This window comes from Streptomyces sp. NPDC101194 (assembly GCF_044767885.1).
Taxonomy (GTDB): domain Bacteria; phylum Actinomycetota; class Actinomycetes; order Streptomycetales; family Streptomycetaceae; genus Streptomyces.
Map to the genome: position 1 here is coordinate 721,390 of NZ_JBIWOS010000003.1, position 17,211 is coordinate 738,600.

Consider the following 17,211-nt stretch of genomic DNA (forward strand, 5'->3'; position numbering starts at 1 on the left):
ATGCTACCGAGCCCACCACGTGGCGGAGTCCTGCTCTCGCTCAGCGTGAAACGGATCACCCATTCGAGCGAAGGTCTAGGCGATCGGCGTTTCGAGCCAGGCCGGGTCGATCATGCCTTCCGCGACGATCTCGGCGGCTCCGGTCATCTCGATCTCGCCGTCCGGCCGCTCGGTGATCACGAGGGTGCCGCCGGGCACATCGACCGTGTACGTGACCGGGGTGCCGGTCTCCGCGGGGTCGGCCCCGTCCCTGCGGGCCGCGGCGACGGCCACGGCGCAGGCACCCGTCCCGCAGGAGCGGGTCTCGCCGGAACCGCGCTCATGGACCCGCATCGCGACGTGGCGCGGTCCGCGGTCCACGACGAACTCGATGTTGACGCCGTCGGGGTAGACGGACGCGGGGCTGTACGGCGGTACGGCGAGCAGATCACCGGCGTGCGCCAGGTCGTCCACGAAGGCGACCGCGTGCGGATTGCCCATGTTCACATTGCGGGCGTCCCAGCTGCGGCCGTCCAGGCTGACCGTGACGCCGTCCTCGGGGAGGACGGCGCGGCCCATGGAGACCGTGACGTCGCCGCCCTTGGCGATGTGCACCTTCTTCACGCCGCCGCGGGTCGCGACGGCGAGATCGCCCTCCTCGACGTAACCGGCGCGCTGCAGACAGCGGGCGAAGACACGTACGCCGTTGCCGCACATCTCGGCGATCGAACCGTCGGCGTTGCGATAGTCCATGAACCACTCGGCCTCGCCCGCCATGGCCCGCGCCTCCGGGTGCGCGGCGGACCGTACGACGTGCAGCAGTCCGTCACCGCCGATGCCGGCCCGGCGGTCGCACAGCCGGGCGACGACGGAGGCGGGCAGGTCGACGGCGTTGTCCGGGTCGGGAACGATCACGAAGTCGTTCTCGGTGCCGTGGCCCTTGAGGAAGGCGATCCGGGATGTGCTCACAGGGCAACTGTACGAGGAGTCACCGGCGGTCGGCGAAAGCGGGCCGCGCTACGGCGCACGGGGGTGGGGACGGAGCGTCGCGGCGACCGGACGGCGGCACGGCCGGGCACACCTTCCGTCAGTGGCGCAGCCGTGCCACACGCCAGACGGCCAGGGAGACCAGCGCGGCGCACACCACGACGTACAGGGCGATCACGCGCCAGTCGGAGCGCTCGCCCGAGCCCCGCTGCGGCAGTCCGGGCCAGGTGTGGCCCACGCGGCGGGCGGCCATCATCCCCCAGCCCGCGGCGCAGCAGCTGATCAGCAGGCCCAGCATGGCGACGACCGGCCCGCCGTCGCCGAACTCGAAGGCCAGCGGGAACGCGAACATCAGCGAACCCACGGCGGCGAGCATCACAATCGGCGCGAGCTGCCAGATGCGCAGCCGCCGCGCGGGCCGCAACTCGACCTCGACCTCGGGGGTCGCCTCGGGCTCGTCGGGGCCGTCGGGGCCGTCGGGGCTCAGCCGTACCGCCTCGTGCGGCATGTCCAATGCGTCTTGTTCCGTGTCGCGAGGGCCGGCCTCCATCGCCACGCGCCCTCCCAACTCGGACTCCACTGGTCGATCGATGCTCGATGATGGCACGGTCCCGGCCGCCGAAATGACGGGCAGGGCTTCCCGATGCCATCACGTGATCAGGCTGTAACCGCCCGTTCGACCAACGCCAGCGCCTGGCCCGGGAGTTCCCCGCGGTGCTCCGTCGCGCCGTTCAGCCAGTGGACGCGCGGGTCGCGACGGAACCATGAGTCCTGACGGCGCGCGAATCGTTTGGTGGCGCGGACGGTCTCGGCGCGCGCCTCGTCCTCGGTGCATTCCCCGGCCAGCGCGGCCAGCACCTGCTGGTAGCCGAGCGCCCTGGACGCGGTGCGTCCTTCGCGCAGCCCGTGCCCCTCCAGGGCGCGCACCTCGTCCACGAGTCCGGCCGCCCACATCCGGTCGACCCTCAGGGCGATGCGTTCGTCGAGTTCGGGGCGGGCCACGTCGACGCCGATCTGAACGGTGTCGTACACCGCATCGTTACCGGGGAGGTTGGCGGTGAAGGGCTTGCCGGTGATCTCGATGACTTCGAGGGCCCTGACGATTCGGCGACCGTTGCTGGGCAGAATGGCCCGGCCCGCCTCGGGATCGGCGGCGGCGAGGCGGGCGTGCAGCACACCGGAGCCGCGTTCGAGCAGTTCCTCCTCCAGCCTGGCCCGTACGTCGGGGTCCGTACCGGGGAACTCCAGGGCGTCGATGGCGCCCTTCACATAGAGGCCGGAGCCGCCGACCAGGACGGGGGTGCGGCCTGCGGCGAGCAGCCTGTCGATCTCGGCACGGGCCAGCCGCTGGTACTCGGCAACGCTGGCGGTCTCGGTGACGTCCCAGATGTCCAGCAGCCGGTGCGGAATGCCTCCGCGCTCGGCGGACGTCAGCTTCGCGGTGCCGATGTCCATGCCCCGGTAGAGCTGCATGGAGTCGGCGTTGACCACCTCACCGTCGAGCCGCTGAGCAAGGAATACCCCCAGATCGGACTTTCCGGCCGCAGTGGGACCGACGACGGCGATGACCCGCGGCGCGGGAGCTGAGCTTCTCACCGCCCCAGTCTCGCAAACCTCCGGACCTGAATCTCACGGGATCAAACATAAGAAATCCATAAAGGATGAGGAAATGAGGAAAAGAGGGCGCCTCCCGGCCGCGGCGGGGTCCGGGCGAGGCGGAGAGGCGGGACCGGCCGTGCCGACGGCACCGGCCCGCGCCACCCCGCACGCGCGTCCGTCGGCCGACGGACCCGGCCGCACCGGCATGGGGCCGGGGAAGGACGGGGCCGGCCCCGGAAGGCGCTCACGAACACCTTCCGACCGTTCTCAGCCGAGCTTGTCGACCGCCTGGTAATACGTCCAGGCGGTCGCGTCGCACGTGGTCTTCTTCACGCCCGAGTAGGTCGCGCACACCCGCTTGAGGTCGCCGTAGAAGGCGTCGTCCAGTCGGGACTTGTTGGCGCCGAAGGAGCCGGCCGCCTTGTAGTTGCGATAGCCGAAGTCATGGCGGGCACAGGCGTTCCGGAAGGGAAAGCCCAGAGGGTTGTCCGGCGAGGTGGTGCAGTAGTCCGTGGACCAGTCGAAGCCGTACGCGCTCCAGGCCCCCTGGTCGGCGCGGGCCGCGAAGAACGCGTCATAGCTGGTCGCACCGGACTGGGTCCAGCGGGCGAGGACCGCGTCCTTGTCGGCGGGGGCGGCCGAGGCGGGGGTCGCGGACAGCAGGGCGACGGTCATGGCGAGTGCCGTGCCGGCCAGCGAGACGGGGATGTGCCGACGCATGAATGTCCTCCATGGCGGGTGAGGGCGACCGCGACGCGGGTTCGTCGGGGCGCGCCCAGCTTCCGCCACGGGCATACGACGGATGTGCGCTGGAGCTATATCGGCCGGTCGCGCCGCCGAGGAGGGCCTGGAGACCGGGCAGGTGTCAGGCCCTCAGGAAAGCGAGCACCGCAAGCACCCGACGGTGCGTCTCGTCCGCCGGGGGCAGGTCGAGCTTGGAGAGGATGCTGCCGATGTGCTTGCCGACCGCCGCCTCGGAGACGACCAGCTCGCGGGCGATCGCGCCGTTCGACCTGCCCTGGGCGACCAGGGCGAGCACCTCCCGCTCACGCGGCGTCAGCCGCTCCAGCGGGTCCCGGCGACGGCGCAGCAACTGGCGTACCACCTCGGGGTCGACGACGGTGCCGCCGTCGGCGACCTCGGCCAGCGCGTGCACGAACTCCTCGACCTGGCCGACACGGTCCTTGAGGAGATAGCCGACACCCGATCCGTCGCCGGAGTCGAGCAGCTCGGAGGCGTAGGCCCGCTGCACGTACTGGCTCAGGACCAGAACGGGCAACGTCGGCTGCTTCTCGCGCAATCGGACCGCCGCGTGCAGGCCCTCGTCCTGGAAGCCGGGCGGCATCCGCACGTCGGTCACGACGATGTCCGGGTGGTGCTCGGCGACCGCGGCGAGCAGCCCCGGCGCGTCCCCGACCGCCGCGACCACCTCGTGGCCGCAGCGGGTCAGCAGACCGATGAGTCCCTCGCGCAGCAGCACGCTGTCCTCGGCCAGAACTACACGGAGGGGTCGGTCCGCTCGTAGGGGTCGCAAGGAATCTCCACACGCAACAGGGTCGGCCCACCCGGCGGGCTGGACAGGACAAGTCTGCCATCCAGGACCGACACCCGGTCCGCGAGTCCGGTGAGCCCGCTGCCGCCCTCCGCGCTCGCACCGCCCCGGCCGTCGTCGCGCACCTCCAGGACCAGCCGTCCGTCCCGGTGCCCGCCGCTGACCTCGGCGCGGCCGGCCCCGCTGTGCTTGGCGACGTTGGCCAGGGCCTCGGACACGACGAAGTACGCCGCGGCCTCCACCGCTTGGGGCAGTCGATCCGGGATCCGCAGGGCCGTGTCGACCGGAATCGCCGAGCGGTCGGCGGCGTCCGCCACCGCCGCCTCCAGGCCGTAGTCCGTGAGCACCCTGGGGTGGATGCCGTGGATGAGTTCACGCAGTTCCGTGAGCGCCTGGCCCGCCTCGTCGTGGGCCTTGGCGAGCTGGTCGGCCAGCGGCCCCGGGGGTGCGTCGAGACGGGCCAGGCCGAGCGTCATCGTCAGCGCGACCAGGCGTTGCTGCGCCCCGTCGTGCAGATCGCGTTCGATGCGACGCCGCTCCGTCTCGAAGGCGTCCACCAGCCGCACCCGGGAACGGACGAGTTCGGTGACCTTGGCACCCAGGCCGGCGTCCCTCGGGGCGATCAGAAGGCGCGTCAGCTCGGCCCGCGCCCCGGCCGCGAGCCCCAGCAGGTATGCGCCCAGCGCGAGCAGCACCACTCCGAGCACGGCGACACCGAACGCCTGCGGCCAGGTGGTGACCGTCCACTGCTTGAGCACCTTCGTCTCCCGGCCGTCCCCGAGGGTCGCCAGCAGGACCGGCGTGGCGGCCATCGACGCCGGGCACAACAGGCCCGCCACGACGGCGAGTGCGTCGAGCGGCCACAGCACCACCGCGAACAGCAGCGCGTAGCCGAGTTCACGCCAGGTCACCTGCTCCCGCAGCCGCGTGCGCAGCCATCCCCACAGGCCCGGCACGGACGGCGTGCGGTGCTGGTCGGCGGCCGCATCGAGGTCGATGAGGCGCAGCCTGCGCCGTTCCACGGACGCCACCGGGATCCCGCCGAGCGCCGAGAGCACGAGGAGCGGCAGACCCACCAGGACGACGGCGAGTACCCCGCCGACCGCGGCCGCGGTCACGATCGAGACCAGCGCGACGGCACCGGCCACCACGCCGGTGACCAGGTACGCCACCGACCGCCAGGGCCAGGCCGAACGCAGGAAGTCCGGCCCGGTCATGGCCTGCCACACATTCCGAGGGTGCATGGCGTCACCCTAGAAGGCGCGAAACCGGCCCGGCCATCGGTCCAGTGGGCACGTCAGGGGTAGGGCAGGCCCCACCTTCCCCGGTGAGGCCGCGTGCACGGCGGTGGCGGCCGGACCAGCAAGGGCGGCGGCAAGGACTTGCCACCGCAGCCTGTTGCCATTTCCGAAGGCTCAATTCCGCCACATCTTGGCCGAACAATGGCCAGGAGTTCACGCTCCGGCGTGCTGATCGGCCGTGGCCGCACAGGGCGGCCACGGCCGTACAAGGGGGGCACACATGGAATTCCAGCTTCTGGGACCGGTCGAGGCAAGAGAGGGAACACGTCGCATCGCACTGTCGGGATCGAAGGCACACACCGTGCTGGCCGTGCTGCTTCTGGCGCGCGGACGGGTGGTGGGAGACGACCGGCTGAGCTCGCTGCTGTGGGGGTGGGAGCCACCGGTCACCATGAACGCCCAGATCTACACCTACATATCGAGACTCAGAAAGCTGCTCGGGCCCGGCGTCGAACTGGTCCGGAGGCAGCCCGGCTATCAGCTGATCGCCGAGGGCTCGACGGTCGACGCCGTCGAGTTCGAGCGGCTCGACCGGCAGGGTCGCAAGGCCCTGGAGGAACGGCGGTTCGCGGAGGCGGAGGAGCTGCTGCGGCGCGCGCTCGACCTGTGGCAGGGACCCGCGCTCGCGAATGTGACGCCCTATCTCGCCGAGGCGGAGCTACCGCAGTTGGAGGAAGCGCGGATGAGTGCCGTGGAGCACCGCATCGAAGCCGATCTGGCACTGGCGCGTCATCGGCGACTCGTCCCGGAACTCACCGGTCTGGTCGGCGAGTTCCCGGTTCGTGAGCGGCTGCGCGGCCAGCTGATGACGGCGCTGTACCGGTGCGGGCGGCAGGCCGAGGCCCTGCGCACGTACCACGAGGGCCGCAAGGTGCTCGCCGAGGAGCTCGGGGTGGATCCGGGCAGCGAACTGACGGCCAAGTACCAGGCGGTCCTGTCGGGCGAGTTGAGCCTGCGGCCCGAGCCGGCGCATCTGCCCACCTCGGCCCCGCACTCCCGACCCGCCTCCGCCGTCGCACCGATGTCACCGGTCATGCTGCCGCCCGACATCGCGGACTTCACCGGCCGGAAGAGCCAGTTCACCGAGTTGTGCGCGCAGTTGACCGACACCCCGGCGGATCGGCGTGCCGGTTCGCGGCCACGGCGACTGCTGATCTCCGGGATGGCGGGCGTCGGCAAGACCGCGCTCGCGGTGCGGGTGGCGCACGCCGTCGCGGCCGGGTTCCCCGACGGGCTGCTCCACGCGCGGCTGCGCCACCGGGACGGCACGGTCAAGGACTCCGGACAGGTGCTCACGCATCTGCTGCGGGCGCTCGGCGAGCGGCCCGAGGCCCTGCTCTCCCCGGACGGCGGCCGGCTCCAGCTCGACGAACTGATCCGCCTCTACCGCACGAGGACCGCGGGGCGCAGGCTCCTCCTTCTCCTCGACGACGCAGCGAGCGAGCTCCAGCTCGACGCGCTGCTTCCGGCCACGGCGGACGCCGCCGTCCTCGTCACCAGCCGCAACAGGCAGAGCGCGGTGCCGGGCTTCCGCACCACTCCCCTGTACCCCATGGACGGCAGCGAGTCGCTCGCCCTGCTCTCCGCGATCGCCGGGGTCTCCCGCATCGTCACCGAGCCGCAGGCCTCCCGGGCCCTGGTCGACGCCTGCGGGGGGCTTCCGCTCGCGCTGCGGGCCGCCGCCACCCGGCTCGCCGCGCGGCCGCACTGGCCCGCCTCCCGCCTCGCCCGCAATCTCGCGCAGCCGGTGACGCGCCTCGCGGAACTGCATGTCGGCGATCTGGACATCGGTGGCCGCCTCGGCTCCGCACTGCGTCTGCTGCCCCCTCATGAGCTGGAGTTCACCCGGGCACTCGCCTCCTGCGGCCCCGCGGTGTTCTCCGCGTCGGCTGCCGCGCCGCTGCTCTGCAGGTCCGAGTCGGCGACCGAGGAGTTCCTGGAGCGCCTCGTCGAGAAGTCGCTCCTGGAGATGTCGGGCGTCGACGCGGCGGGTGAACCGCACTACCGGTTCCACGAACTGGTCCGGCTGGCCGCCCTGGATTCCGGAGGGCTCGCGCTCGTCGCGAACCGGACGTTCACCGGGGCGAGCTGAACCGAACGCGGAGGGTATGCCTGGCCCTACCCCAGGTCTCGGTCCTGCCGCACTGCGCCGGCCCCCCGCGACACGGTTTCGTTGAGCCATCGAAGTTGCGAGGAAGGCGGCATCCCGATGGTGGCTTGGCTGACCGAGCACACGCTGGTGTACGGAAGCCTCGGCGTTCTGGCGGCGGTGCTGCTCCTGCCCGCGCTGGAGGCGGCGCTGCCGCTGGTGGGTGCGCTGATGCCCGGGCAGACCGCCGTGCTGATGGGCGGGGTCCTCGCCTGGCACGGCCGGGTGACCGTGGCGGCGGCTCTGCTGACCGCGGTCACCGGAGCCGTCGCGGGCAACCTGATCGGTTACGCGGTGGGACGACGCTGGACCACCCGGGTCCTGAGCCGGATCCCGGACGGCGGGCGGTGGCAGCGCTCCACCGAACGGGCCCTGGCGCTGATCGAACGGCGCGGCGGTGCGGCGGTGTTCTTCGGCCGCTTCACCGCCGTCCTGCGCACCCTCGTACCGGCTCTGTGCGGGGCCACCCGGATGCCGCTGCGCCGCTACCTGGGCTGGTCCCTGGTCAGCAGTGCCGTGTGGGCGCCCGCCTTCGTCCTGATCGGGTACGCCATGGGCCCCGCGGGGCCGGGCTGACCCGTGCCGCGTGCAACCTCCTGCCGTCGCAGCCTCCTGCACCCCGCGCACCGCCTCCTGGCCGCCCGGCAACGGCCCGGCCAGGGCAAGGTGGCCGACGCGCTCCCGACCATCCGTCCCGCCCGATGTGCGGGGTGACCGACACCGAATGAGTGGAAAGATGACTGACGACGCGATCAAGTTGCGCTCCGTGAGCAGGCAGTACGGGTCGGGGGGCGGCGCGGTGACCGCCCTCGACCAGGTCTCTCTCGGCTTCCCCAAGGGCACGTTCACCGCCGTCATGGGCCCGTCCGGTTCGGGCAAGTCGACGCTGTTGCAGTGCGCGGCCGGGCTCGACCGGCCCACCTCGGGCTCGGTCACCGTGGGCGACACCGAACTGACCGGGCTGAGCGAGACCAAGCTGACCCTGCTGCGCCGCGACCGCATCGGCTTCGTGTTCCAGGCGTTCAACCTGCTGCCCTCGCTGACCGCCGAGCAGAACGTGGCGCTGCCGCTGCGCCTGGCCGGGCGGCGTCCCTCGCGGGACCGGGTCCGTGAGGTGCTGCGCCAGGTCGGCCTCGACGAACGCGCGGGGCACCGGCCCTCGGAGATGTCCGGCGGCCAGCAGCAGCGCGTGGCGCTGGCGCGGGCCCTGATCACCCGCCCCGAAGTGCTCTTCGGCGACGAGCCGACCGGCGCGCTCGACTCGCAGACCAGCCGCGAGGTGCTCGCCCTGCTCCGCGGCATGGTCGACCGGGAGCAGCAGACGATCATCATGGTCACGCACGATCCGGTGGCCGCCGCCTACGCGGACCGCGTCGTCTTCCTCGTCGACGGGCGCGTCAACGGCGAGCTGATCGGTGCGGGCGCCGAGGAGATCGCCGCCCGCATGACCAAGCTGGAGGCCGTGCCGTGCTGAGCATCGCCCTGCGGACCCTGCGCACCCGCTGGATCACCTTCGTCGGCAGCTTCGTCGCGCTGTCGCTCGGCGTCGCGCTGATCGCCGTCATGGGGCTGGCCCTCGCCTCCTCGCTCGACGCGCCCGAGCGGGGGCCCGAGCGGTTCGCCGCCGCGCCGGTCGTGGTGAAGGGCGCCGACGAGCTCCGGGTGCCCACCCGGATCGGCGACCGGGTCGAGAAGCTGGCCGAGCCGCGCGCCGTGCCGGACGCCCTCGTGGTGAAGCTGCGCGAGCTCGGCCGGGTGGTCGAGGACCGCTCGTTCGCCGTACGCGCCGAGGGCGGGCCCGGTGACCTGGTGGGCCATCCCTGGTCCACCGCCGCCTTCGCCCCGTACCGGATCGGCGAGGGGCACGCGCCCCGGGCCGCCGACCAGGTCGTCGCCGGCGGCGACTGGGCCGCTGTGGGGCAGCGCATCGCCACGGACCGCGGCACCGTGCGGGTCACGGGCACCGTGACCGGGCTCGGCTTCGAGGACGCGCTCTTCTTCACGGACGCGCGGGCCGCCCGGCTCTCGCCGCACAGCGTCCAACTGGTGGTCGATGCCGACGCGGACGCGGTGCGCCGGGCGGCCCGGGACAGCCCGGGTGTGCGCGTGCTGACGGGCGACGACCGCAGGCTCGCGGACGCCGACCCGGACCGCGACAGTGAGGCCCTGGTCGCGATGAACGCCATGTTCGGCACGGCCGCCGGTGTCACCGGCTTCGTATCGGTGTTCGTGGTGGCATCGACGTTCGCGTTCGCCGTCGCCCAGCGGCGCCGCGAGTTCGGTCTGCTGCGCACGGCGGGCGCGACCCCCGGGCAGATCCGCCGGATGGTCTTCGCCGAGGCGCTGCTCGTCGGTGTCCTCGCGTCGGCCGCCGGCTGTGTCCTCGGCTCGTACGGCGCCCCCCGGCTGGCCCGGTGGGTCGTCGACGGTGATCTGGCGCCGCGCTGGTTCACCATCGGTGACTACACCTGGCCGTACCACATGGCCTTCTGGACCGGCCTGCTGGTGGCGCTCTGCGGAGTGGTCGCCGCGTCGTGGCGGGCGGGCAGGACCGGCCCGGCCCAGGCGCTGCGCGAGGCGTCCGTGGACACCAGGACGATGACCTGGGGGCGCTGGCTCTTCGGCGGGGGCCTGCTGCTCGCCGCGGTCGTGACGCTCGCCATGGCACTGTCCACGGAGCCGGGCGAACTGCTCCACCGCAAGACGTACGTGAGCCGCCCGATGCTCCTGATCACCGCGGTCGCCCTGCTCGCGCCGGTCCTGGTGCGCCCGTTGACCCGGATCGTCGCCTGGCTCCCGGCCCAGCTTCCGGGCGCGGGCGGGATGCTGGTGCGCGAGAACGCGGCGGCGGGCATCCGTCGCACCGCGGCCATCGCGGCCCCCGTCCTGGTCACGGTCGCCCTCGCGGGCTCCCTGCTCGGCGCGACCGCGACACTCAACGAGGCCAAGGCCACCGAGACGCGCGACCAGGCAGCCGCCGACTACGTGGTGTCGCCCGCGGGCCCCGCCGGCTTCGACGCCGCCACCGTCGAACGGCTGCGGAAGGTCGAGGGCGCCGAGGTGTCCGCGACCTCGGCGAGCGCCGTCTACGTCCTGGAGGACGGCGTGGCGCTCATCAAGTCCGAGGCGCGGGCGGCCGATCCGGCGATGCTCGCCCGGACCACGCGGCTGCCGATCGCGTCGGGCCGCGTCGCCGATCTCGGCGACGACTCGATCATCGTCAACGAGGAGTGGGCGCGGCACACCGTCGGACAGCGCGTCGACGTCTGGCTCGGGGACGGCACGAAGAAGTCGCTGAGGATCGCGGCGGTGATGCGCACCGGCACCGGCAACAACGGCGTCTACGTCACTCCGCGCAACGCCCCGGGCGCGAGTGTCGACCGGGTCGACGTGAAGGTCGCGGGCGGCGCGGACGCCACCTCGGTCGCCGCGGGGCTGCGCACGGCCGTCGCGGGCGGCGGGCAGGTGCGCTCCGAGGAACAGTGGGTGCGGGCGAGTTACCCGGAGACCAACCGGACGACCCGTCTGGGCTTCCTGCTCGTCCTCGGCATCGCCCTCCTCTACACGGGGATCGCCCTCGCCAACACCCTGGTCATGGCGACGTCCGACCGGGTGCGCGACCTGGCGGTGCTCCGTCTGGCCGGGGCGACCGAGTGGCAGGTGCTGCGGCTGGTCGGCGCCGAGGCCCTGATGGTGGTGGCGGTCGGCGGGGTGCTCGGTCTCCTCGTCGCCGCGCTCAATCTGCTCGGGATCTGGAGTGCCCTCGGCATCCTCGACGTGTGGACCAGCATCGAGGTTCCGTGGTCGACGCTCGGCGCGACCGTCGGCGCCTGCGCCGTTCTGGCCGTCGTCTCGGCGATGACCCCGGCCTGGTTCTCCTTGCGGCGCCGGGCGGTGGAGCTGGCCGGCATGCGGGAGTGAGCCAACGCGAAGGGCCGGGCACCGACCTCACGAGGTCGGTGCCCGGCCCTTCGCGCACCCGGGTTCAGGCCGAGGGCTCGGCCATCGCCACCGCGATCCTGCGCGGCCCGGTGAACGGCTCCCGGCCGTGTGCGGCCAGCATGTTGTCCACGATCAGCACGTCGTCGCGCCGCCAGTCGAAGCGGGTCGTCGCCGCGCGGTAGGCGGCCCTGAGATGGGCGACCGTCCCGTCCGGGATCGGGGTGCCGTCGCCGAAGTAGGTGTTGGTGGGCAGGTCCTCGTCCGGGAAGATCTCCCGCAGCCCCTCCTGCACCTCCGGCGCCAGCGAAGTGACGTGCCAGAACGTGGCGTGGTTGAACCAGACCCGCTCCCCGGAGACCGGGTGCGTGTGGGCCGCGTCCCGCGTCGTCGTGGTGCGCAGACCGCCGTCCTCGCGCCACTCGGGCGAGATCCCCCTGTCCCGGCAGTACGCCTCGACAGCGGCCCGGTCACGGGTGTTGAACGCCTCCTGCCACGGCACTCCGAAGTCGGCGTGGAAGTTGCGCACCACTCGCCAGCCGCCGCGTCGGGCGAACTCCTCGCGGACCTCGGGGTCGATGGACCGGTACACGTCACGGATGTCGGCGAGCGGCGTGGCGCCCCGGGTCAGGGCCGGCTCGACGCAGTAGAAGTACAGCGCGAGCGGCCAGACGGCCTGGTACGAGTTCTCGTTGTGCAGGAAGATCTCCTCGTCGGCCGGATAGTCCGTCGACGTGTACACCCGGCCCTTGATGGTGGAGCGGGGCGAGGACCGCTCGGTGTAGCTCAGGGGGGCGGTGCCGGAGAACTCCCGCACCACTGCGTCGAATCCGTCGACGCCGCCCACCTCGAAGCCGCGCAGCAGGATCGCCCCGCGCTCGCCGAGGATCCGCCGCAGCTTCGTCCGGTTCCCGGCGATGTACTCGTGCACCTTCGTGCCCGGATCCGCCGTGTACTCGATCGCGGTCATGGGACCAGTACCCCTCTCCACTGCCGCTCCTCGTTCCGCGGTTCCTCGTAGTCGCACAGTTCCACCGGCCCCGTCGAGCCCGCCTCGCGGGCCAGCGCGGCGAACGCCCCGTCGGCCGTCGGCAGGTCCTGCACCAGCCAGGTGCCGGGGCCCGTCGGCTCCGTGTGCCGCACGACGACGGGGCCGTCCCGGTGCGGCTGCACGTCGACCGCCTTCAGGTCCGTGATGATGCCGACGCCGCTCGCCTTGACGACGGCCTCCTTGCGCGTCCAGGCACGGAAGAAGGCGTCGAGGCGCGCCGCCTCGTCCGGCCGGGAGCGGGCGTGCGCGAGTTCGGATGCGCTCATCACGAGTTTCGAGGCCCCCTCGACGTCGAGGCGGCGCCCGTCCTCGACGTCCACTCCGACCTGCCGGCCGACGACCACGGCGAGCAGCCAGTGCCCCCCGGACCGCGAGAAGTTGAAGTCCAGGTCGGTGACGGGTCCGTCGACGCGCGGTCTGCCGTGCCTCGGGTGGCCGCAGCGCGGGCAGGGACGGCGCCCGAAGGCGACCTCCTGCGGCGCCACGTCCAGATACCGGGCGAGCACCCTGCGCAGTGCCGCGTGCGAAGCGGTGTAGCGCACCGCGGCCCGCGAGGACATCCGCCGCACGCTGCGCAGTTCGTCCTCGCCGAGCAGGAGGGCGTCGCCGGGCGCGGGTTCGTCGGGGGCCCTGCCGTGCCAGATGTGGGCCGCGTCGCGGTCCCTCAGGTACTCGTATGCGGCTGTCATCGCCTCAGTCCGTTCTTCCGGGTCCGTGGTCCTCGCCCACGGAAGTCAGTCCGACATCGCGACGAGCACCCGGCGGTCGCCGGTGAACGGGCGCCGTCCGTGGGCGAGCAGGACGTTGTCGATGAGCAGCAGGTCGCCGGGGCGCCAGTCCACGTCGACGGCGTGCTCCAGGCCGCGGTCGCGGATCTGGGCGACGTACTCGGCGGGAATGGGGCTGCCGTCGGCGAACGTGACGTTCTGCGGCAGCTCGTCCTCGGGCAGGATCTGCGCCAGGGCGCCGGCCGTGTCGTCCCCGAGCCCGGCCGGGTGCCACTGGTCGGACTGGTTGAACCACACCTCGGTACCGGTGACCGGGTGCCGGGTGGTGGCGGGGCGCAGCGAGGAGACGCGGATGCCGCCGTCCGCCTTCCACTCCCAGGTGGCGCCGGTCCGGTCGAGGAAGGCGTCCACCTCCGCCCGGCTCGTCGTCTCGAAGGTGTCCTGCCAGCTCTTGCCGAAGCCGTATCCGTCGTGCAGGTTCTGGACGTAGCGCACGCCGTCGGCGAAGGCCTCGCGCACCTCGGCGTCCAGGGACCGGAGCCACACGGCCGCGTCGACCACGGGTGTCGCGCCACCGCTGCCGGGCTGCACCTGGCAGTAGAAGGCGAGCCGCGACGGCCAGGCGTGCGCGTAACTCATCTCGTTGTGCATGGAGATGGTGAATTCCTGTGGGTACTCCGTGGACGTGTAGACGTTGCTGCCGACCTTGGTGCGCGGCGAGTTGCCGTGCACATAGGCGAGCCGGTTGGGCAGCAGCGTGTCGAGCACCTGGTCCAGGTCCGCGGGGGTGACTCCGAAGCCGCGGAAGACCAGGCCCTTCTCCGCCACGAGCAGCTTGCCGAACTCCTCTCCCATGCCGGTGATCCGCTCGACGAGCTCCTCGCAGCCGCCGATGCCCTCGGTCTCGATCTCCAGGGGAGTCCAGGCCTGCGTGTGCGTCATGGGTTCATGCCTCCAGATCCTTGGTGATGTCGGCGACCAGTTCGGCCTCGCGGGGAGCGAGGTAGAAGTGGTCGCCCGGGTAGGTGCGCAGAGCGAAGTCCCCGGCCGAGGTGAGCTCGGACCAGGCGAGGACGTTCTCGCGGGAGCAGCCCGGGTCGTCGCGGCCCAGGTACGCGGTGACCGGCGCCGACACCCGTGGCGGTGGCGACGCGGGCCGGTAGTCCTCGATGAGCCGGTAGTCGGCGCGGAGCGCGGGCAGCAGCAGTTCGCGCAGCTCCGGGATGTCGTACGCCTCCGAGCCCAGGTCGCCGAGCCTGCGCACCCCGGCGACCAGGTCGTCGTCGTCGCGCAGATGCAGTCCGGTGGGGCGGGCACGGTGCGGTGCGGAGCGGGCCGACACCAGGAGGCGGCGCGGTACGACGCCGTGCCGGCGCTCCAGCCGCAGGGCCGTCTCGTACGCCACGGACGCGCCCATGCTGTGCCCGAACAGGGCCAGGGGCACGTCGAGTTCGGGCACCAAGGCGGCGTCGACGGCGTCGGTGAGCGCGGCCATGGACTCCACACAGGGCTCGCTCAGCCGCTCCTGGCGGCCGGGGTAGCGCACCGCGAGCAGTTCCACGTCGGACGGCAGGCGCGCCGGCCAGCCGTGGAAGAGCTGCGCGTTGCCGCCCGCGTGCGGGAAGCAGACGAGGCGCAGCCGCGGCCGCCCGGACGGGGCCGGGTAGCGCCGTAGCCACGGCTCATCGCGCACCGTCCGCTCACTCGCTCCCCTTGACCGGTTCATGTGTCACCTCTCGCTTCAAGTCCGGTGCCAGTACGGCGAGCAGGGCCAGCACGGCCATGGCCGCGGCGATCACGCGGACGGTGGGCAGTGCGCCCCACGCCGCGAGCAGCAGGCCGCCCGCGAAGGACCCGAGCGCGTTGGTGCCGGAGCCGATGAGGGTCGCCGTGGCGGCGACCCGGCCCTGGAACGCGTCGGGTGTGATGCTCACCTGGTAGACGGCGGCGGCCACGTTGAACACGGCGCCGACGAATCCCGTTCCCGCGTACAGGGCGCCGAGCAGCACCGGGTGCGCGGTCAGGGCCATGGCGCCGATGAGCAGCGCCCAGGCTGCGGCTCCGCCGATCAGCAGGGTGCGCTGGCGCATCCGGCGCCGCACCCTGCCGCCGGCCAGCGCCCCGCACAGTCCGCCGACGCCGCCGATGCCCACGATCACCGCGAGGGCCGAGGACGACAGCCCCGACTCCTTGACCCGCACGATCAGGGCGAGCGCGAGCATCTGGAACAGGACGTTGGTACCGGCCACATAGCCGAGCGCGGAGCGCAGGAACCGCTGACGCCACAACCACCTCATCCCTTCGGCGACCTCGCCGGTCAGCCGGGAGCCGTCCCGCCGGCCGGTCTCCTCCGTCTGGAATTCCTTGCGGATGAACAGCAGCGAGAGCAGCGAGACGAGATAGCCGAGCGCCCCGAAACCGAAGGGGAACGAGCGGCCCAGCGAGTGCAGCAGCACTCCGCCCGGCTGGCCGAGCAGCCCCGCCGCGCGCCCGCGCGCCTCGTTCTGCGCGAGCGCGGCGGGCAGGTGGTCCGGGTGCACCAGATTGCGTACCGCACCGCGCTCCGCGAGCCGGTAGAACACCGAGAGCGACGCCTCCGCGAACGCGGCCGCCGCCAGGTGCGCCACGAAGACGCGGCCGGCGGCGAGCGACAGCGCCACGCCGCCGACCACCAGCACCCGGCCCGCCTCGCAGACCAGCATCACCCGGCGCCGGTCCCAGCGGTCCACGAGGGCCCCGGCGGGCAACTGCACCAGGAGCAGGGGCAGCAGGGCCGCCGTGGTCACCGCGGACATGGCGAGCGGCGAGCCGGTGTGCCAGAGCACGATCAGCGGATACGCGACGGTGGTGACCCGCGCGGCCAGGAACGACATGCTCGCCCCCGACCACAGCAGCAGGAACTCCCGGTTGCGGCGCAACGGCCCGGTCGGTGCCCCGGCCCCCTGCGCCGCACCGTCCACGAGTGTCATGTCCTGCACCACTCCAGGACCGCCATCGCGCTGTGCATCTTGTTCTCGGCCTGCGCGAAGGCGATGCTCGCCGGGCCGTCGAGCACCTCGGCGGTGACCTCGTCGCCGCGGTGCGCGGGAAGGTCGTGCATGAAGACCGCCTTGGGGCTGGTCTCCCACAGGGCCGCGGTCACCTGGAACGGCGCGAAGACGTCCCGCCAGTCGGCGTCGGGCTTGCTGGAGCCGGTGGTCTGCCAGCGCGTCGTGTAGACGACGTCCTGGTCGGCGGGCGGTTCGTCCATGTCGTGCCGCTCCCGGAACGTGGCCCCGTACCGGGCCGCCTGCTCGGCGGCGCGCTCGCGGTAGTACGGGGCGAGGCCGTATCCGGGCGGGGTGCGCAGTTCGAGCGTGGCGCCGGGGAAGCGGGTCAGGGCGAGCGCGAGCGCCGAGGCGGTGTTGTTGCCCTCGCCCACGTACAGGACACGCAGTCCCTCGATGCGGCCGAACTGCCGGTGCAGGGTGGTGAGATCGGTGAGCGCCTGGGTGGGGTGCTCCTCCGCGCTCATGGCGTTGACGACCGCCATCCGGTCCTGCGCCGCCCAGGCCCGCATCTCGGCGGGGTCGCCCGCGGTACGGGCGACCAGCACATCGAGCATCCGGGACATGACGCGTCCGGTGTCCTCGCTCGTCTCGCCCGTGTTGAGCTGCAGGTCGCCGGGCCCGTACGGGACGATCTGCCCGCCGAGCCGCAGTGCGCCGCTGGAGAAGGCGGTACGGGTACGGGTGGAGGTCTTGCTGAAGTAGACGCCGACGACGGCCCCGGTGAGCGGGGCGGGGCGGCCCGCGCCACCCGCCGAGAAGGCGGCGCCACGGGCGACGAGGGTGTGCAGGTCGGTGTCGGTGAGGTCGTCGATGGAGATCAGATGCCGTACGTGGGCCACGGTGTCCTCCTGAGGTGCCGAAGATGTGGATGACATG

At 72.5% G+C, this 17,211-nt stretch carries 16 protein-coding genes; 4 read left to right on the forward strand and 12 right to left on the reverse strand.

Annotated features, from left to right (window positions below; genetic code table 11):
* Positions 1–75 precede the first annotated feature (75 nt).
* From dapF to ACIRP2_RS16235, 6 genes are all read right to left on the reverse strand, one after another.
* The gene (dapF, locus tag ACIRP2_RS16210) at positions 76–948 is read right to left on the reverse strand and encodes a diaminopimelate epimerase (RefSeq protein ID WP_404250654.1); all 873 of its coding nucleotides are present in this window, start codon (positions 946–948) and stop codon (positions 76–78) included.
* A gap of 118 nt (positions 949–1,066) precedes the next feature.
* Positions 1,067–1,516, reverse strand: coding sequence for a hypothetical protein (locus tag ACIRP2_RS16215; RefSeq protein WP_404250856.1), 450 nt, complete (start codon positions 1,514–1,516; stop codon positions 1,067–1,069).
* A gap of 107 nt (positions 1,517–1,623) precedes the next feature.
* Positions 1,624–2,562, reverse strand: coding sequence for a tRNA (adenosine(37)-N6)-dimethylallyltransferase MiaA (gene miaA / locus ACIRP2_RS16220; RefSeq protein ID WP_404250657.1), 939 nt, complete (start codon positions 2,560–2,562; stop codon positions 1,624–1,626).
* Between the two features lie 270 nt (positions 2,563–2,832).
* Complete coding sequence (locus ACIRP2_RS16225) at positions 2,833–3,285, reverse strand: phospholipase (RefSeq protein WP_404250659.1); 453 nt, start codon at positions 3,283–3,285, stop codon at positions 2,833–2,835.
* 145 nt (positions 3,286–3,430) lie between these two features.
* Positions 3,431–4,099: a response regulator gene (locus ACIRP2_RS16230; RefSeq protein WP_404250661.1), complete on the reverse strand. Its 669-nt coding sequence runs from the start codon at positions 4,097–4,099 to the stop codon at positions 3,431–3,433.
* Entirely contained in the window at positions 4,063–5,361 is a 1,299-nt protein-coding gene (locus ACIRP2_RS16235) for a sensor histidine kinase (protein ID WP_404250663.1), read from the reverse strand. The genes ACIRP2_RS16230 and ACIRP2_RS16235 overlap by 37 nt, the downstream gene beginning before the upstream one ends.
* Before the next feature lie 277 nt (positions 5,362–5,638).
* On the opposite strand from ACIRP2_RS16235, the gene ACIRP2_RS16240 reads away from it, so the two are divergent.
* The 4 genes from ACIRP2_RS16240 (at position 5,639) to ACIRP2_RS16255 (ending at position 11,488) form a co-directional block, all read left to right on the forward strand.
* A complete protein-coding gene (locus ACIRP2_RS16240) occupies positions 5,639–7,510 on the forward strand; it encodes a BTAD domain-containing putative transcriptional regulator (RefSeq protein ID WP_404250665.1) in 1,872 nt (623 codons plus the stop codon).
* A gap of 117 nt (positions 7,511–7,627) precedes the next feature.
* Complete coding sequence (locus tag ACIRP2_RS16245; RefSeq protein ID WP_404250667.1) at positions 7,628–8,143, forward strand: DedA family protein; 516 nt, start codon at positions 7,628–7,630, stop codon at positions 8,141–8,143.
* Between the two features lie 160 nt (positions 8,144–8,303).
* Positions 8,304–9,041, forward strand: a complete 738-nt coding sequence (locus ACIRP2_RS16250; protein ID WP_404250669.1) for an ABC transporter ATP-binding protein — start codon at positions 8,304–8,306, stop codon at positions 9,039–9,041.
* A complete protein-coding gene (locus tag ACIRP2_RS16255) occupies positions 9,035–11,488 on the forward strand; it encodes an FtsX-like permease family protein (protein WP_404250671.1) in 2,454 nt (817 codons plus the stop codon). Before ACIRP2_RS16250 ends, ACIRP2_RS16255 begins: the two co-directional genes overlap by 7 nt.
* Positions 11,489–11,552: 64 nt before the next feature.
* Here ACIRP2_RS16255 and ACIRP2_RS16260 read toward each other — a convergent pair whose 3' ends face one another.
* From ACIRP2_RS16260 to ACIRP2_RS16285, 6 genes are read right to left on the reverse strand one after another with little or no spacing between them, the layout of a single operon-like run.
* Positions 11,553–12,476 carry a TauD/TfdA family dioxygenase gene (locus ACIRP2_RS16260; RefSeq protein ID WP_404250673.1) on the reverse strand — a complete coding sequence of 308 codons (924 nt, stop codon included), beginning with the start codon at positions 12,474–12,476 and terminating at the stop codon, positions 11,553–11,555.
* The gene (locus tag ACIRP2_RS16265; protein ID WP_404250675.1) at positions 12,473–13,246 is read right to left on the reverse strand and encodes a 4'-phosphopantetheinyl transferase family protein; all 774 of its coding nucleotides are present in this window, start codon (positions 13,244–13,246) and stop codon (positions 12,473–12,475) included. The genes ACIRP2_RS16260 and ACIRP2_RS16265 overlap by 4 nt, the downstream gene beginning before the upstream one ends.
* Before the next feature lie 45 nt (positions 13,247–13,291).
* Positions 13,292–14,227 (reverse strand): TauD/TfdA family dioxygenase, encoded by a 936-nt coding sequence (locus tag ACIRP2_RS16270; protein ID WP_404250677.1) that lies wholly within the window; start codon positions 14,225–14,227, stop codon positions 13,292–13,294.
* A 4-nt stretch (positions 14,228–14,231) separates the two neighbouring features.
* Complete coding sequence (locus tag ACIRP2_RS16275; RefSeq protein ID WP_404250679.1) at positions 14,232–14,978, reverse strand: thioesterase II family protein; 747 nt, start codon at positions 14,976–14,978, stop codon at positions 14,232–14,234.
* A gap of 7 nt (positions 14,979–14,985) precedes the next feature.
* Complete coding sequence (locus ACIRP2_RS16280; protein ID WP_404250681.1) at positions 14,986–16,254, reverse strand: MFS transporter; 1,269 nt, start codon at positions 16,252–16,254, stop codon at positions 14,986–14,988.
* Positions 16,251–17,174 carry an ornithine carbamoyltransferase gene (locus ACIRP2_RS16285; protein ID WP_404250683.1) on the reverse strand — a complete coding sequence of 308 codons (924 nt, stop codon included), beginning with the start codon at positions 17,172–17,174 and terminating at the stop codon, positions 16,251–16,253. Before ACIRP2_RS16285 ends, ACIRP2_RS16280 begins: the two co-directional genes overlap by 4 nt.
* Between the last annotated feature and the right edge of the window lie 37 nt (positions 17,175–17,211).

Coding starts and splice junctions, on each gene's coding strand:
- ACIRP2_RS16260 (WP_404250673.1), bottom strand. CDS start 12,476: ATGACCGCGATCGAGTACACGGCGGATCCGGGCACGAAGGTGCACGAG.
- ACIRP2_RS16215 (WP_404250856.1), bottom strand. CDS start 1,516: ATGGAGGCCGGCCCTCGCGACACGGAACAAGACGCATTGGACATGCCG.
- ACIRP2_RS16235 (WP_404250663.1), bottom strand. CDS start 5,361: ATGCACCCTCGGAATGTGTGGCAGGCCATGACCGGGCCGGACTTCCTG.
- ACIRP2_RS16250 (WP_404250669.1), top strand. CDS start 8,304: ATGACTGACGACGCGATCAAGTTGCGCTCCGTGAGCAGGCAGTACGGG.
- ACIRP2_RS16225 (WP_404250659.1), bottom strand. CDS start 3,285: ATGCGTCGGCACATCCCCGTCTCGCTGGCCGGCACGGCACTCGCCATG.
- ACIRP2_RS16240 (WP_404250665.1), top strand. CDS start 5,639: ATGGAATTCCAGCTTCTGGGACCGGTCGAGGCAAGAGAGGGAACACGT.
- ACIRP2_RS16245 (WP_404250667.1), top strand. CDS start 7,628: ATGGTGGCTTGGCTGACCGAGCACACGCTGGTGTACGGAAGCCTCGGC.
- ACIRP2_RS16270 (WP_404250677.1), bottom strand. CDS start 14,227: ATGACGCACACGCAGGCCTGGACTCCCCTGGAGATCGAGACCGAGGGC.
- ACIRP2_RS16265 (WP_404250675.1), bottom strand. CDS start 13,246: ATGACAGCCGCATACGAGTACCTGAGGGACCGCGACGCGGCCCACATC.
- ACIRP2_RS16280 (WP_404250681.1), bottom strand. CDS start 16,254: ATGACACTCGTGGACGGTGCGGCGCAGGGGGCCGGGGCACCGACCGGG.